Origin of the sequence: Nitrosomonas ureae (genome assembly GCF_900108305.1) — a bacterium.
GTDB lineage: Bacteria > Pseudomonadota > Gammaproteobacteria > Burkholderiales > Nitrosomonadaceae > Nitrosomonas > Nitrosomonas ureae_B.
This window is the reverse complement of sequence record NZ_FNUX01000015.1, coordinates 1-14,022: the sequence shown is the minus strand read 5'-3', so window position 1 is coordinate 14,022 and position 14,022 is coordinate 1. Positions and strand designations below refer to the sequence as shown.

Sequence of the window (14,022 nt, the reverse complement as noted above, 5' to 3'; positions counted from 1 at the left end):
ATCCCTGCGGAAAAAATTTTTTTCTGCTCATCATTATTATTTATTATCAACTTGCAAAATTGCCAGAAACGCCTCTTGTGGAATTTCCACATTGCCAACCCGCTTCATTCTCTTTTTACCTGCTTTTTGTTTCTCCAGCAACTTTCGTTTACGCGAGATATCGCCACCGTAGCATTTTGCCAACACATTCTTTCGTAATGCCTTGACTGTTTCGCGCGCAATAATATGAGCGCCCACTGCAGCTTGCACGGCAATATCAAACATCTGACGAGGAATTAACTGACGCATTTTTTGCACTAATTCACGCCCCCTATACTGACTGCTACTTCGATGAATGATCAAAGACAACGCATCGACCTTGTCGCCGTTAATCAATATATCCAGCTTTACTAAATCGGAAGCACGGAACTCTTTGAATTCATAATCCAAAGAAGCATAACCGCGACTGGTGGATTTCAACCGATCAAAAAAATCCATAACAACTTCATTAAGCGGCATTTCGTAGGTCAGCATGACTTGTTTACCCATATACTGCATATTCACTTGATTTCCACGTTTACTAACGCACAAGGTGATCACTGCGCCAACATATTCTTCCGGCACAATAATAGTTGAAGTAATTATGGGTTCGCGAATCTCTGCAATTTTTGACAGGTCTGGTATTTTTGACGGGTTTTCAATCTCAATCACCGTACCATCACGCATCAGTACTTGATAAATAACAGTGGGGGCTGTCGTAATCAAGTCCATATCATATTCGCGCTCTAACCGTTCCTGCACAATATCCATATGCAACAACCCAAGAAAACCACAACGAAAGCCGAAACCCAATGCTTGAGATACTTCCGGCTCAAAATGCAGTGACGAATCATTCAATTTCAGCTTTTCCAATGCTGAACGCAGCGCATCATATTGATTGGATTCTACGGGATATAAACCGGCAAACACTTGTGGTTTTATTTCTTTGAAACCTTGGAGGGGATTTGCCGCTGGATGAATTGCAGAAGTTACGGTATCTCCTACCTTTGCTATATCCAATTCTTTGATGCCCGAGATGATAAAACCCACCTCGCCAGCGCCGAGCGAATCACGATAGACCGATTTTGGCACAAACACCCCCACCTGCTCGCATAACTGCACAGCTTTGCTGGCCATCAGCAGTATCTTATCACCAGGTTTTACCGTACCGTCCATCACTCTGACCAAAATCACGACACCAACATAGTTGTCAAACCAGGAATCAATAATCAAGGCTTTTAAGGGTGCACCCGGATCACCTTTCGGTGCGGGTATTTTAGCGATCAAAGCTTCTAAAACATCTTCTATACCTTCCCCCGTTTTTGCACTGATTCTGACCGCATCCTGCGCATCGATTCCAATTACCTCTTCAATGTTGCTGATGACACGTTCCGGATCAGCAGCTGGAAGATCAATCTTGTTTAAGATTGGAACAACTTCAACATCTTGCTCAATCGCTGTATAACAATTGGCAACCGTTTGCGCCTCAACGCCTTGGGAAGCATCAACGACCAAAAGCGCGCCTTCGCAGGCAGCTAAAGAACGCGAAACTTCATAAGAAAAATCAACATGTCCCGGTGTATCAATCAAATTCAACAAATAAGTTTCGCCATTTTTTGCTTTGTAGCGCAATGCCGCTGTTTGGGCTTTGATGGTAATGCCTCTTTCACGCTCCAAATCCATAGAATCTAATACTTGCGCTTCCATTTCACGATCGGATAAACCACCGCACAGATGAATAATACGATCCGCCAGCGTTGACTTACCGTGATCAATATGGGCAATGATGGAAAAATTACGGATATGCTGCATCAGGATATAAAAAATAGAGAGTATATTTCCAGCAGAGCTCTAAAAACTCATCTACTAGCCAAGCTGAAAACTTAATATTATATTGGCAATTATAGAGGCAGCATTCTAACGAAATCTACCAAGATAATCATCTAAAGCTGCTAAATCAAGAAAATAATGACAAATCTCTTGATTGGTAAGTGATGAAATCAATACTGGAATTTTTTCTCCATAGCGCGCAACCAGATCTGGATCGGAATCAATATCAATAACCTTGAAATCGAATGATAATTGCTGCTGCAAATTCTGCAGAGCAAGTATCATATCTTGACAAAGGTGACAATCTTCTCGACCATAGATCATCAGTTCCCGTGTTTGATCAGTGCAAAAAGGACCAGACTCAATTTTCTTTGTCATCATCGGAGAGTTTCATTGTAATGAAAGTTGCGATATCTCCTCTTTTTACAAGCAAGGCTATATTTTTTCCACTTTTAACTTGATTGAGCAGTTCATCAAACTGCGCGACACTTTTTACGTCTTTACTGTTAAATCCCAGGATAATGTCTCCGATACGAATTCCTGCTCGACTGGCAATACCGGACTGCATGTCTTCAACCAGTAAACCATTGGCAATCTCCAGCTGTTTCTTTTGCTCATCGGTAACCTCACTTAATGCCAACCCTAGACGATTAGAAGTATTCGGTTTTTTGCTTTGCTTAAGTTTGCGGTTTTCTGATTCTTCATCAGAAGGCGTTTCTCCAACTTCGACCTTAACTGTTCTTAAAGCACCATCCCGCCAAATTTGAATGGCTACTTTTGAGCCTGGCTTGGTATTGCCCACTATACGGGGCAAATCTGAAGATGTTAAAACGTCCTTTTCATCGAACTTCAGAATAATATCACGAGCTTGAACCCCGGCTTTCCCCGCAGGGCCATCCTTTTCAATAGAAACGACTAAGGCTCCTTTACTATCCGCTAGCCCAAAAGATTCCGCCAATTCTTTAGTTACTTCCTGAATCATTACACCAATTCTTCCCCGACTTACTTTACCGCCAATCTTTAGCTGATCAGCAATCTCAGTGGCGACATTGATCGGTATCGCAAAAGACAGCCCCATAAATCCGCCCGTACGGCTATAAATTTGAGAATTAATTCCAACCACTTCACCCTTCATGTTAAACAATGGCCCGCCTGAATTTCCTGGGTTAATTGCAACATCAGTTTGTATGAATGGAACATAATTTTCCTGTGCCAAAGAACGCCCTTTAGCACTCACGATTCCCGCTGTAACACTATGTTCAAAACCAAATGGAGAACCAATTGCTACCACCCACTCACCTACCTTAAGATTTTCTGGATTCCCTTGTGTGACTTCAGGTAAATCAGTAGCGTTGATTTTAATCAGTGCAATATCGGTCTTACGATCGGTACCGATAATTTCAGCTGCAAATTCACGTTTATCGTTAAGCTTTACGGTTATCTCATCAGCGGTTTCAACCACATGCGCATTTGTCAGAATATAACCATCCGAACTAATAATAAAACCTGATCCCAACGACTTAGGTTCAGATTTTCTTGGTCCGGGGAAAGGCTGAATATGTCTTCTGAAAAAATCATAAAACGGCGAATTCTCCGGAATCCCCGGAATTTCAGGAATCACCTGATTATTCATCACATTTAAGTTTTGTACAGCACTGATATTCACTACTGCAGCACCATGTTTCTCTACTAGCCCGGTAAAATCAGGTAGTTCGGTGGCTTGGACAAAGGTTACCGATAAAAACAAAATGAATGGAATTATTATTAATTGAAACATACTTCTTATCCTTACTGTACGCTTATATAAAAATAAATGCTGATATACATGATTAATGATCATGATTTTTCATAAATATTCAAATTTAAATCATGAAGTTAAATAAAAATTATTGCTGTCATACTTCTCAGAAGTAATAGTAAAATATATAAAATAAAACGACTTAATTAATCTTGATAACAGAATCGCCAATTAATTTTATGGTTTCCATCGGAGCCTCACCTATTGTAGTGATTTTATTGCCTTCCAACACGCGCACATAGATATTGATTGCACCTCGATCTGTAAAGAAACCCGATGTAGGCGTTGGCGTATCTTCTGCCATAGACTCAATAAATACAGATACTGTTGCAAGTCCATCGGATAAGGCAATATGATCCACAAACACTGGTTTCTCAGTCAAATTGCGCTTCACTTCAACTAATTTTCTAAAACCTGACGGTAAGTCATTAATCTGCCATTTTAATTCACCTTCGCTGATGACAGAGGTCAATAAATTGGTTACCTTCCATCCATCTTGAGCCATGAATGAGTTAGGTTTCAATAAATCGGATTGAATTTCACCGTTAATTTCCAGCTGTGCAAATGCAAATTGTTCAATAATTTGACCGCTGTCCATGATAGCACTTTTTAATAGCAGACCTGTTTGGGTATCTATCCAGAATTGATGACCATGACGTAAAGAATCTCTTGGTATCAAAGAAATGATCTGGCTTTCATGATCGATTATGCGCTCCCGTTTGACTTCTTTGATGTAATAATTCTCATCAAGGTTACCAAATGGCTGCGGAAGAATGTCTGGGAAAAATTTACGAAACCAACGTTTCTCGGTATATATTCTTTTGCTTTCTGGCAAATAACATTTCATTTCATCGTTAGTACGCAAAACTATTCGCGGCGGTCCATCTAAAACTTCAATTCTTTCATGTTCGCCAGCTTGATCATTTTTATGAACAATGCGTGATGCCTCTATATGACTATCCGCATAATAAATGAACACCCCGGAGTAGTTGTGCCGACGAGGAGCTTCGGCCATTTTTTTCAGCCACTCAAGCGCGCCTTCAGACGAACGGGGTAACTCCTGTGCAAGTACAACCTGAATATCAAATGCTAAAAAACATAACAACGAGATAATACTGTGACGACTAATCATCTACCATATCTTTCGTGATATTCAACGTTATGAATATTGCTCGCTTGTCCACGCATCGTAGTTCCCGGAGAAAACTCTCTATGCACGAACAAATAATCATTAATTTCAACCGGTGGATGTGAATAATTATGGATTAAGGGTGGAGATGAAACCATAATGGGGGCGGCAATCAGGTTATTTTCCTGATTCGATTGCTCAGCAATCGTTATTTGCTGCGGTCTATACAAATTATTCATAATTAGACCCGCAGAAATCATTGCAACAACAGAAGCAGCAGCCGCGAGTGTAAATACCTTATACTTCTGTTTTTGAATTGCCCTTGTTACATTGGGAGAAAATACTGTGGGTTCGGTTATTAATTTTTGACTGACTCTGGAAGATATATTCATGGATAAGCGGGATGACTTTCGGAGTGTATCGCCAATCAAATGATAAGATCTCCATTCGTTCTGTAAATCATCATCTTTTCTGATAGCTTCAATAACATTGGTAACATCCTGTTGATCAAGCTCACCATCCATCAATGCAGATACTTTACTTTTCACATTACCACCTCTTATCTTTACTTGTCCCTAACAAAGGGCGTAATTGTTCTGAAATTGCTTCACGTGCACGAAATATTCGCGACCGTACAGTTCCGATAGGGCAATTCATGATATTGGCAATTTCTTCATAACTTAACCCATCAATTTCTCTTAAAACAATCGCTGTACGCAATTCTTCCGGCAACGAATCCAATGTCTGATTAACCGTTTGAGCAATTTCCTGACTCATCAGTTCACTCTCAGGTGTATTCATTTCCTTTAGCAAACCACTATCTTCAAAGTCTTCAGCATCTTCATTATCGAAACCTTGCAAAGTTGGCAATTTCCGCCCTTGAGATACCAAAAAATTTTTCGCAGTATTAATGCCAATGCGATATAACCACGTATAGAAAGCACTATCTCCTCGAAACGAAGGTAATGCCCGATATGCTTTAATAAACGCTTCCTGCGTAACGTCCTCAACTTCAGCGGAGTCGCGTATAAATTGCGACAATAAACGAGCCAGCTTACGCTGATACTTAATCACCAGCAGATCAAATGCTTGCTTATCCCCGCTTTGAACTCGTTCCACCAGCTGCTGATCGATTTCCCGATCACCCATACAACTTGATCCCTGAGCATTTTAAATGAATTTAAACTTATTCTTGTTCCATTATAGGCACCATAATGACACAAATGAATAAGTATACCTATCCAAATGAATCTCGGGAACTATGTAATTCTATATCTATCGCATTAAAAGACACTTAACCCTACTGATTAGTTCACTATTTAGATTTAGCATAATCAATGAAACTAAACTGAATGTATCCAGGTTGAGGTATTCTGAGTCTGTTATTATTCAATTTACTAATCATAAAAATAAAGACCAGCTTAATGACTGACAATAATTACGATACACTCATTATCGGTAGCGGATTAGCCGGATTCTCACTAGCACTGCGTTTAGCGCAGCACAAGAAAGTCTGTATTGTAACCAAACAAACTGCCGAATCTGGAGCCAGTTCATGGGCACAAGGCGGTATAGCAGCGGCGCTATCGAATGAAGATTCTCCATCGCAACACGTTCAAGATACCTTAATTGCCGGGAGCGGTTTATGTGATGAGGACATCACACGGTTCGTAACCGAAAATGCGGCTGATGCGATTCATTGGTTGATCGCTCAAGGAGTAATCTTTACCGGCGACCAAACAAGCGAAACCGGCTATCACTTGACTCAAGAAGGGGGCCATAGCACACGACGCATCATTCACAGTGGTGACGCTACTGGTAAAGCCGTACAACAAGCACTCATTCAAAAAATACGGTCACATCCGAATATTACTGTTCTAGAGCATCATATCGCTATCGATCTGATAACCGATGATAGATTAGCTGATTACACAAAAGACCAAAATAAACGATGCATTGGTGCGTACATTCTTGACAAGAAAAAAGATAAGGTACTGAGCTTTGCTGCACAAAATACCGTGCTGGCAACCGGAGGGGCCAGCAAAGTTTATCTCTACACTACCAATCCCGATACAGCCACCGGTGATGGCATTGCAATGGGCTGGAGGGCGGGTTGTCGAATTGCCAACATGGAATTTATTCAATTCCATCCAACCTGCCTTTATCATCCTCACGCAAAATCTTTTTTAATCAGTGAAGCTGTTCGTGGTGAAGGTGGGTTATTAAAACTTCCCAATGGCGAACGCTTCATGCCATGGCACGATCAGCGCGGCGAACTTGCTCCACGTGATATTGTGGCTCGTGCCATCGACTTTGAAATGAAAAAAAGAGGATTGGATTGTGTTTATTTAGATATATCACACAAGCCTGAAAATTTTTTAAAAGAGCATTTTCCAACAATTTATGCCCGCTGTTTAAAATTAGGTATCGATATTACCAAAGAGTCAATCCCCGTGGTTCCTGCCGCTCACTACACCTGCGGCGGCGTGATCACCGACAATCATGGCAAGACCGATTTGAGCAACCTATATGCTATCGGAGAAACCGCACACACCGGATTACATGGTGCCAACCGTTTAGCCAGCAATTCCCTCCTGGAATGTTTAGTGCTGGCTCAGACTGCAGGAAACGACATTATCAGTCAACCCACAAATGAATTGCAAAAACTTCCGGATTGGGATGAAAGCCGTGTCACAGACGCCGATGAAGAAATCGTGATTGCACATAACTGGGATGAATTACGCCGTTTTATGTGGAATTATGTTGGCATCGTGCGCACCACAAAACGATTGCAGCGCGCACAACACAGAATTGAACTACTACGCGAAGAAATCAATGAATACTACACCAACTTCCGTGTCACCAGCGATTTACTGGAATTACGCAATCTAGTCGATAGCGCTGATCTGATTGTACGGTGCGCATTGCTGCGTCATGAAAGCCGGGGATTGCACTATAGCAAGGATTATCCTGATACATTACCACTTGCAGAAAATACGGTGCTAAAAAGAGAAAATTAAGTAACTCCCAACGAAGCCTGAAATCGTTCGATCTGCACAGCTGTCATTTTACAATCGCGTGCGTTACACTCATAACCTTCTTTATCCACCTCTTCATGAGTAATGCAAATCCACTGGACCAATCCGGGCGTTATAGAATGGTGCCAATACCTTCTCGACAGCTATGCTCACTGGATCAAGCTGGAACTAATTGACCGTAGCGGTACGCCGCTGACACAAGCCGAGCGACTGTTCAACAGTACGTTTGTTGTGGCATCGCATGGCACGGAAGGCGATCCCATATTAAATTACGGTAATCAGGCAGCCCTTAATTTATGGGTCATGGATTGGCAGAAATTCACACGAACGCCCTCGCGACTCACAGCCGAGTCGCCCAGCCGCGAAGAACGTGCGCACATGCTGGAACAAGCTAAAATACAAGGCTATATTTCCAATTATCACGGCATAAGAATTTCCAGTACAGGAAAACGTTTTCTGGTTGATCAAGCCACCATTTGGAATATACACAAACCTGACGGTACAGCAATTGGACAAGGCGCCACTTTTTTCAATTGGAAATATTTGAACTGAATTCAATTTCTTCAAATCTACTCAACACAAAACAAATTTGCCCGAAACCAAGAACTGGTTTATTCTTTGCCCCCTGCTTGCTAGCACCCTGGAGAAGTGACCGAGTGGCTGAAGGTGCACGCCTGGAAAGCGTGTGTACGGCTTAAACCGTACCGCGGGTTCGAATCCCGCCTTCTCCGCCATTATTTACCATAAAATCAATAGCCTATTTATCAATGTCGCCCAAATGCTGCCCGTACATCTCGGCTGCCTTTGCCCCATGTTGCTCATTATTGTTAATCCAGCGAGCATATGTTTTAGCTGTAATTAACACATTAGAATGACCCATTTGCGCAGATACCCAAGCTATATTCTCGCCAGCCGACAACATCATTGATGCAAATGTGTGGCGTGTTTGATACGGATTTCTGTAACGCACTTCAGCTTTTTTCAATAACGGAATCCAGAATCCTTTCCTGATTTGTTGGTCGCCAGTCCATTGTCTGCTGGTGCGCGGATTTAAGAAGACTTTCCCGCCTTGTAATAGGGTATGCAGCTTTTGATTGATCAATGCAGCCTCCACATGTGGAGGCATGTCTATATCCCGATTGCTTGATTTTGTTTTTGTAGATTCGTCGTTCTTGGCAGCGTAAGTATGCGCCTTGTTAATCTTTATTTTCTTCCGTTTCCAGTCAATATCCGCCCATTCTAAGGCAATTAGCTCTGAAGTCCTCATCCCAGTCCAAAAAAACACAATGCACTGGTTCTTTATTGATCCTGCAGCAGCTTTGATTATTGCCGCTTGCTCTTCTGCATTAAACGGGTCAACGTATGCCTTTTCTTTTGGCGGTTCATTGCGCTTGTACGTCCATCCAAACAACGGATTAACCGGTATCAGGTCATCATGTTGAGCGTCTTGCAGGGCGGCTCGCAGTGGACTCAAGATGTTAATAATCCTCTTATTCGAGCAATCCATACTAGCCACCCAATTACGCACATCTGCACGAGTCAGCATGTGAAGTGTCATTTCACCAAACTGAGGTATCACTAGATTGTGTATGATTTTTCTATAATCTCTTAATGTGCTTGCTTTGATCGTTGGTTCTTTATTTGCCAACCATTCTGCGAGATAAGTTCTAACGGTGTATTGTGTGGGCGAAAATTTATGAGCATTCTTTGAATTCGGGAATGTCACAGAATAATCAAAAGTACCATTCTCTATGGCCAACAAAATAGCGGCACGGTGATTAGCGGCTCGTTTTAGGTTAGAGGGAGTGGGCTGCAGCCTGATCCTTTCGCGGCATTTTTGTCCTCGATAGTAGAAGCTGATGGCAATCGATGTTGCGCTACCCGCTGTGACGCCTGGATATTTGTTTCTGCCCATTTGTGATACCCGCTGATGCTGATTAAAATTCTACCATCCGGCGCTTTGGTGAATTCTTTACCACATAACCAATCACCACGATAAATTTTAGAGCTTATCGCCTCCGGTGTATAGCCTGTTTCCTCACAGAATTTTTTAATGGTTACGTAGTTTGCGCTGGTCATCTGTGTTGCTGCCAGTAAAAGTTTTCTCAGGGCATATTATTTTTTTAAATTGATGTAAAAATCTTGTTTCTAACTCAAAATTACAAAGACCAATACCACCGAAACTAATACCAGAACGGCAGACAGTAAATTGATAATAGCCGCCTGCCTGGAAATTCTGGCTAGATCGTAAGTTTCCTGACCCTCCCCGCTTTTAATCCTTTCATCGATCAGCTGAATACAGCTTTCCAGGAACTGGTCTCGTGTTAATTGCGCATTACTCATGGATGCACTGATAATGGCATTGGATTTTTTGGTCGAATATTCACACCACCGATTAAAGTTTTCTTCCAATATCGCCTGGTAATTGCTTAACAGCTCAGCATGGGCTTTTTCATTTTGTTCCAGCAATACTTCGTTGAGCGTATGCATCATCAACACCGGATCATCCTGCGACAAAACTATTCCATGTTCTGATGCTACTCGTTCAATGAGCGCATCTAATTTGTCGGTACTCATGTTAGAACCGCAGCCACATTTTCAATGTTGGTGAAGAGCTGTCTGCGGATAATCGTTAACCTTTGGCGTACCATCACCGGCAAAGAACTATTCTTCAGCGCTTCATCGAAGGTAAATTTAGATTGCAGGATTTCACTTAAATCTTTGCCAAAAGTCTCGGGCTTATAGTGCGGAATTCTGATGATGGCGGATACTCGCCCTTTGTTATCCACATACGCTTTCATTTCCTCAAACTGCTTGCCATTCATGGTGATCTCGCCCCAGTAGGGATTTAACCAGACAACGAACAGCGCTTCTTTCGGAAACTGCTTAATCAGATGCACAAAACCATTCAATGTATCCAGCAAAGCCTGACTACCCGTGATGACGGTATGCACAACCAATTCATGACCCATATCCAAAAGCAAGGCGGGTATCTGGTTGCTGATGAGATAATGTGACATCGGCACAAAGGTGCTGGCGCCATTATCAATAATGACGTCATTTTCAGCTTTGGCGATGAGTTCAATCAGATCATCAAACTTTCTCGGATCAATCTCATCATTGTTCATCACATTAATCTGCTTAACGTTGAGTTTTTTAAATCCATAAAAAGTAGCGTTAACAGGATCTGTATCAATGCATAAAGGATTGCCGCCTTTGGCAAACTTATGTTGTGCTAGCGTGGATGATATGAACGACTTCCCTACCCCGCCCTTTCCTTGCAGAATCATATGTATTTTAGCCATCAGACCAACTCCTCTTTTTCAGTTGCAGAATTAAAACGAAATCCTTCATGACCATTCCCAGCTGACTTTCCTTGATCAATTCGCGGATGCTGCTTTCTGTCTTCAAAGATATGTCGATTGACCAAAGTCCTAAACCATTGATAAGAACATTTGATTTTTTCTTCCTGGTACAAAATGTTCCAGATCTGGCGAATCGTCCAGCCATCCTTGAGTGCTTGTTCAATATCAGGTTTCAACGCGATGAACGCCGGTAAAAATTGCTTACCGGTACTTTTGTTTTTATCCGCATACAGTGCGATTCGATCTGATAAGGATTTAGTCATCCCACAATTTCCACAAAAATATTTATCTTGGCGTACAAACAGCTTTTTGATTTTTTACTTTCCTTTCTGTTTCTTTTTGCTGTTTTCAATTTTTTTGAGTTTCTTATTCTTTCTTTTTATTTCCAAGTGACTGTTATTTAGTTTAATAAAGCTTCTTTCAAGTATTTTTATACTGATTGAAATTATGATATAACGAAAATAATCTATTTGCAAACATCGATTATAGTGTTAGTATATTTTTTGAAACTCACTGAACCGGGCAAGATATGTGGAGATGGCCATCTCCACCCAAACTTATTCGCACTCTGTGCTCAACGTTGATCTTGCTCTTCGAGGAAAACTGAAATGATTGACAAAAAGAACCCCAAGACAATCAAAAAAGAAAGAAGAGATAAGAAGCTCAGGGTGCCTGTTTTGCCAATCGAGGAAGCTGAAATAAAGAGCAAGGCAACGGATGCCGGATTGCCCGTTGCCGAGTACCTGCGCAATCTGGGTCTGGGTTATCAAGTACCCAGTGTTATAGATAACCGGAAAGTGGATGCTTTGTTAAAAATCAATGCTGATCTTGGCAGGTTGGGTGGCTTGATCAAACTTTGGCTCACCAATGACAAGCGCACAAAATTAATTGGCAAGTCACAGCTGCATATGACGTTGGACAGTATCCGGGATACGCAAATCACGATGCTGGATGTCATTATGAAGCTCAAAAAATAGCTTTCGGAATAGTCCTTTTTGACTTAAGCAGCTTAAATACGATGATCGCTAAAATCATACCCATCAAATCAGTGCGCAAGAGTAATTTCTCTGCGCTGATACAGTATCTGACCGACCCTCAAGACAAGAGTGAGCGTGTCAGTCAGATCAAGGTATCAAACTGTTATTCAGACGATCAGACAGCAGCGCTGATTGAAATACAAAACACACAGGAAATAAATAAGCGTGCCAAATCAGACAAAACCTGTCATTTGGTACTGAGCTTCCTTGAAGGTGAACGGTTGCCGCACGCTGATCTGAATGCCATTGAAGAGCGATTTTGTGATGTCTTGGGTTTTGCCAGTCATCAACGCATCAGCGTAGTCCACGATGATACCAATAACCTGCATATGCATATTGCGATCAATAAGATTCACCCCAAGAACCTCACAATTCATAATCCCTACTATGACTATAAGAAAGTAGCCAAGCTTTGCGAGCAAATCGAACAGGAATATGGTTTAACAAAAGTTAATCATGAAACCGTGAGTGATAAAGCCTCCAGAGTAACGCAGGAAATTGAAACCAGGACAGGCGTGGAGAGCTTGCTTAGCTGGATCAAGCGTGAGGCACTCACTGAAATCAAGCAGACGGACAACTGGCAGGATTTGCATGAGGTGCTTAAAACACATGGCCTTGAAATCAAGGAACGTGGCAACGGGTTTGTATTGGTCGCCAACAATGGTGTGGCCGTCAAAGCGAGTTCTGTTGATCGCTCTTTATCCAAAGGCAACTTAACTCAAAGACTAGGTGCATTTAAACAGAGTAAACATACTGAACAGTCTTCACATTCTTACACCAAACAATATCAGCCAAAACCATTGCAAAACCGGTTGGATACTTCAAGGCTTTATACGAGATACCAACAAGAACAGAGTGATTCCGTCAGACAGCGCACTACTCAATGGATCATGCTGCGACAAAACAGAGATCGATTAATTGAACGCGCCAAACGGGAAGCAAAACTCAAGCGCAATCTCATTAAAAGCATCACAGCTGGGAGATTGGCTAAAAAAGCGCTCTATGCAACCGCTCATCAGCAGTTCAAAACAACGATAGCAGTCATCAAAAGCGATTACCAGAAAGCCTACCAGCACTCTAAAGCCAATTATTCCAGAATGGGGTGGCTGGATTGGTTAGCATTTGAGGCCAAGCTTGGTAATGCTGAAGCATTGGCTGTTTTGCGATCCAGAAGAATCGGTCAATTTAAGGGTAACCAAGTGTCGGCTGAGCAAAGCCATGATGATTCCATCGCTAACAGCCACTTCAAGGATGGCTTCATTAAAGACAGTTCTGTTGAATCGATCACCAAAATCGGCACAGTCACCTATAAAGCAGGATCAACCACCATTCGCGATGACGGCAAACGACTCATCGTCCTGCCGGATACCTCACGCGAAGCCTTGGTGGATATTTTACAAGTCGCCATGAAGAAGTACGGCAACCACCTGGCAATCAATGGGACAGAAAAGTTTCGCCTTCAGATAGCACAAGTCGTAGCACAAAACCAAATGCGCATTACTTTTGATGACAAGGAGCTTGAACAATATCGTCAGCAGTTAATGAAACAGCATGCTTTAAGTAGAGCGCAATCGGTAGGTCAAAAACAATCCGTCACCTCCACCACCCGAAGGAGTCTTTGATGAATAAAACCAATTTTGATTCTAAAGACAGCAGAAATATTACAAAAGACACACTTATCGTCCGGCTATTGTCCGTTGTGTGTCTTATTGTGTTGCTGCTAACTGAAAACTGACCACCTGTGCTAATTGAAATTTGACTAGGTGAAATAGTGGTATAGCGTACTATACCACTGTGGATAAGTCGA

At 41.9% G+C, this 14,022-nt stretch carries 15 protein-coding genes and 1 tRNA gene; 5 read left to right on the top strand and 11 right to left on the bottom strand.

Features of this window, described 5'->3' with window-relative positions; genetic code table 11:
• Nucleotides 1–36: 36 nt before the first annotated feature.
• From lepA to rpoE, 6 genes are all read right to left on the bottom strand, one after another.
• Nucleotides 37–1,833, bottom strand: coding sequence for a translation elongation factor 4 (gene lepA / locus C4S39_RS09285; RefSeq protein ID WP_181023798.1), 1,797 nt, complete (start codon nucleotides 1,831–1,833; stop codon nucleotides 37–39).
• Nucleotides 1,834–1,935: 102 nt separating this feature from the next.
• The gene (locus C4S39_RS09280; RefSeq protein WP_308457310.1) at nucleotides 1,936–2,229 is read right to left on the bottom strand and encodes a glutaredoxin family protein; all 294 of its coding nucleotides are present in this window, start codon (nucleotides 2,227–2,229) and stop codon (nucleotides 1,936–1,938) included.
• Complete coding sequence (locus tag C4S39_RS09275; RefSeq protein ID WP_103966743.1) at nucleotides 2,210–3,625, bottom strand: DegQ family serine endoprotease; 1,416 nt, start codon at nucleotides 3,623–3,625, stop codon at nucleotides 2,210–2,212. The genes C4S39_RS09280 and C4S39_RS09275 overlap by 20 nt, the downstream gene beginning before the upstream one ends.
• Nucleotides 3,626–3,788: 163 nt before the next feature.
• Nucleotides 3,789–4,778: a MucB/RseB C-terminal domain-containing protein gene (locus C4S39_RS09270; protein ID WP_103966742.1), complete on the bottom strand. Its 990-nt coding sequence runs from the start codon at nucleotides 4,776–4,778 to the stop codon at nucleotides 3,789–3,791.
• Nucleotides 4,775–5,323: a sigma-E factor negative regulatory protein gene (locus C4S39_RS09265; protein WP_103966741.1), complete on the bottom strand. Its 549-nt coding sequence runs from the start codon at nucleotides 5,321–5,323 to the stop codon at nucleotides 4,775–4,777. The genes C4S39_RS09270 and C4S39_RS09265 overlap by 4 nt, the downstream gene beginning before the upstream one ends.
• Nucleotide 5,324: 1 nt before the next feature.
• Nucleotides 5,325–5,924, bottom strand: coding sequence for an RNA polymerase sigma factor RpoE (rpoE, locus tag C4S39_RS09260; protein ID WP_103966740.1), 600 nt, complete (start codon nucleotides 5,922–5,924; stop codon nucleotides 5,325–5,327).
• Between the two features lie 275 nt (nucleotides 5,925–6,199).
• On the opposite strand from rpoE, the gene nadB reads away from it, so the two are divergent.
• The 3 genes from nadB to C4S39_RS09245 all read left to right on the top strand — a co-directional run bounded on the left by nadB (nucleotide 6,200) and on the right by C4S39_RS09245 (nucleotide 8,547).
• Nucleotides 6,200–7,795: an L-aspartate oxidase gene (nadB, locus tag C4S39_RS09255; protein WP_103966739.1), complete on the top strand. Its 1,596-nt coding sequence runs from the start codon at nucleotides 6,200–6,202 to the stop codon at nucleotides 7,793–7,795.
• A gap of 102 nt (nucleotides 7,796–7,897) precedes the next feature.
• Nucleotides 7,898–8,365 carry an MEKHLA domain-containing protein gene (locus C4S39_RS09250; RefSeq protein ID WP_103966738.1) on the top strand — a complete coding sequence of 156 codons (468 nt, stop codon included), beginning with the start codon at nucleotides 7,898–7,900 and terminating at the stop codon, nucleotides 8,363–8,365.
• A gap of 90 nt (nucleotides 8,366–8,455) precedes the next feature.
• A tRNA-Ser gene (locus C4S39_RS09245) sits at nucleotides 8,456–8,547 on the top strand.
• A 23-nt stretch (nucleotides 8,548–8,570) separates the two neighbouring features.
• On the opposite strand, the gene C4S39_RS09240 is transcribed toward C4S39_RS09245, so the two are convergent.
• The 5 genes from C4S39_RS09240 to C4S39_RS09220 all read right to left on the bottom strand — a co-directional run bounded on the left by C4S39_RS09240 (nucleotide 8,571) and on the right by C4S39_RS09220 (nucleotide 11,441).
• Nucleotides 8,571–9,674, bottom strand: a complete 1,104-nt coding sequence (locus C4S39_RS09240; RefSeq protein ID WP_374953026.1) for an Arm DNA-binding domain-containing protein — start codon at nucleotides 9,672–9,674, stop codon at nucleotides 8,571–8,573.
• Complete coding sequence (locus C4S39_RS15815) at nucleotides 9,605–9,892, bottom strand: excisionase (protein ID WP_258039378.1); 288 nt, start codon at nucleotides 9,890–9,892, stop codon at nucleotides 9,605–9,607. Before C4S39_RS15815 ends, C4S39_RS09240 begins: the two co-directional genes overlap by 70 nt.
• 69 nt (nucleotides 9,893–9,961) lie before the next feature.
• Nucleotides 9,962–10,390, bottom strand: coding sequence for a conjugal transfer protein TraM (locus C4S39_RS09230; protein ID WP_103966736.1), 429 nt, complete (start codon nucleotides 10,388–10,390; stop codon nucleotides 9,962–9,964).
• Nucleotides 10,387–11,118 (bottom strand): nucleotide-binding protein, encoded by a 732-nt coding sequence (locus C4S39_RS09225; RefSeq protein WP_103966735.1) that lies wholly within the window; start codon nucleotides 11,116–11,118, stop codon nucleotides 10,387–10,389. The genes C4S39_RS09230 and C4S39_RS09225 overlap by 4 nt, the downstream gene beginning before the upstream one ends.
• Complete coding sequence (locus C4S39_RS09220) at nucleotides 11,118–11,441, bottom strand: TraK family protein (RefSeq protein WP_103966734.1); 324 nt, start codon at nucleotides 11,439–11,441, stop codon at nucleotides 11,118–11,120. Before C4S39_RS09220 ends, C4S39_RS09225 begins: the two co-directional genes overlap by 1 nt.
• Before the next feature lie 345 nt (nucleotides 11,442–11,786).
• Here C4S39_RS09220 and traJ point away from each other — a divergent pair, with 345 nt between their 5' ends.
• Together traJ and traI are read left to right on the top strand one after the other, a co-directional pair.
• On the top strand, nucleotides 11,787–12,155 hold the full coding sequence (traJ, locus tag C4S39_RS09215; protein WP_103966733.1) for a conjugal transfer transcriptional regulator TraJ: 369 nt from the start codon (nucleotides 11,787–11,789) through the stop codon (nucleotides 12,153–12,155).
• A 41-nt stretch (nucleotides 12,156–12,196) separates the two neighbouring features.
• Nucleotides 12,197–13,837: a TraI/MobA(P) family conjugative relaxase gene (gene traI / locus C4S39_RS09210; protein ID WP_103966732.1), complete on the top strand. Its 1,641-nt coding sequence runs from the start codon at nucleotides 12,197–12,199 to the stop codon at nucleotides 13,835–13,837.
• The last annotated feature ends 185 nt before the right edge of the window (nucleotides 13,838–14,022 follow it).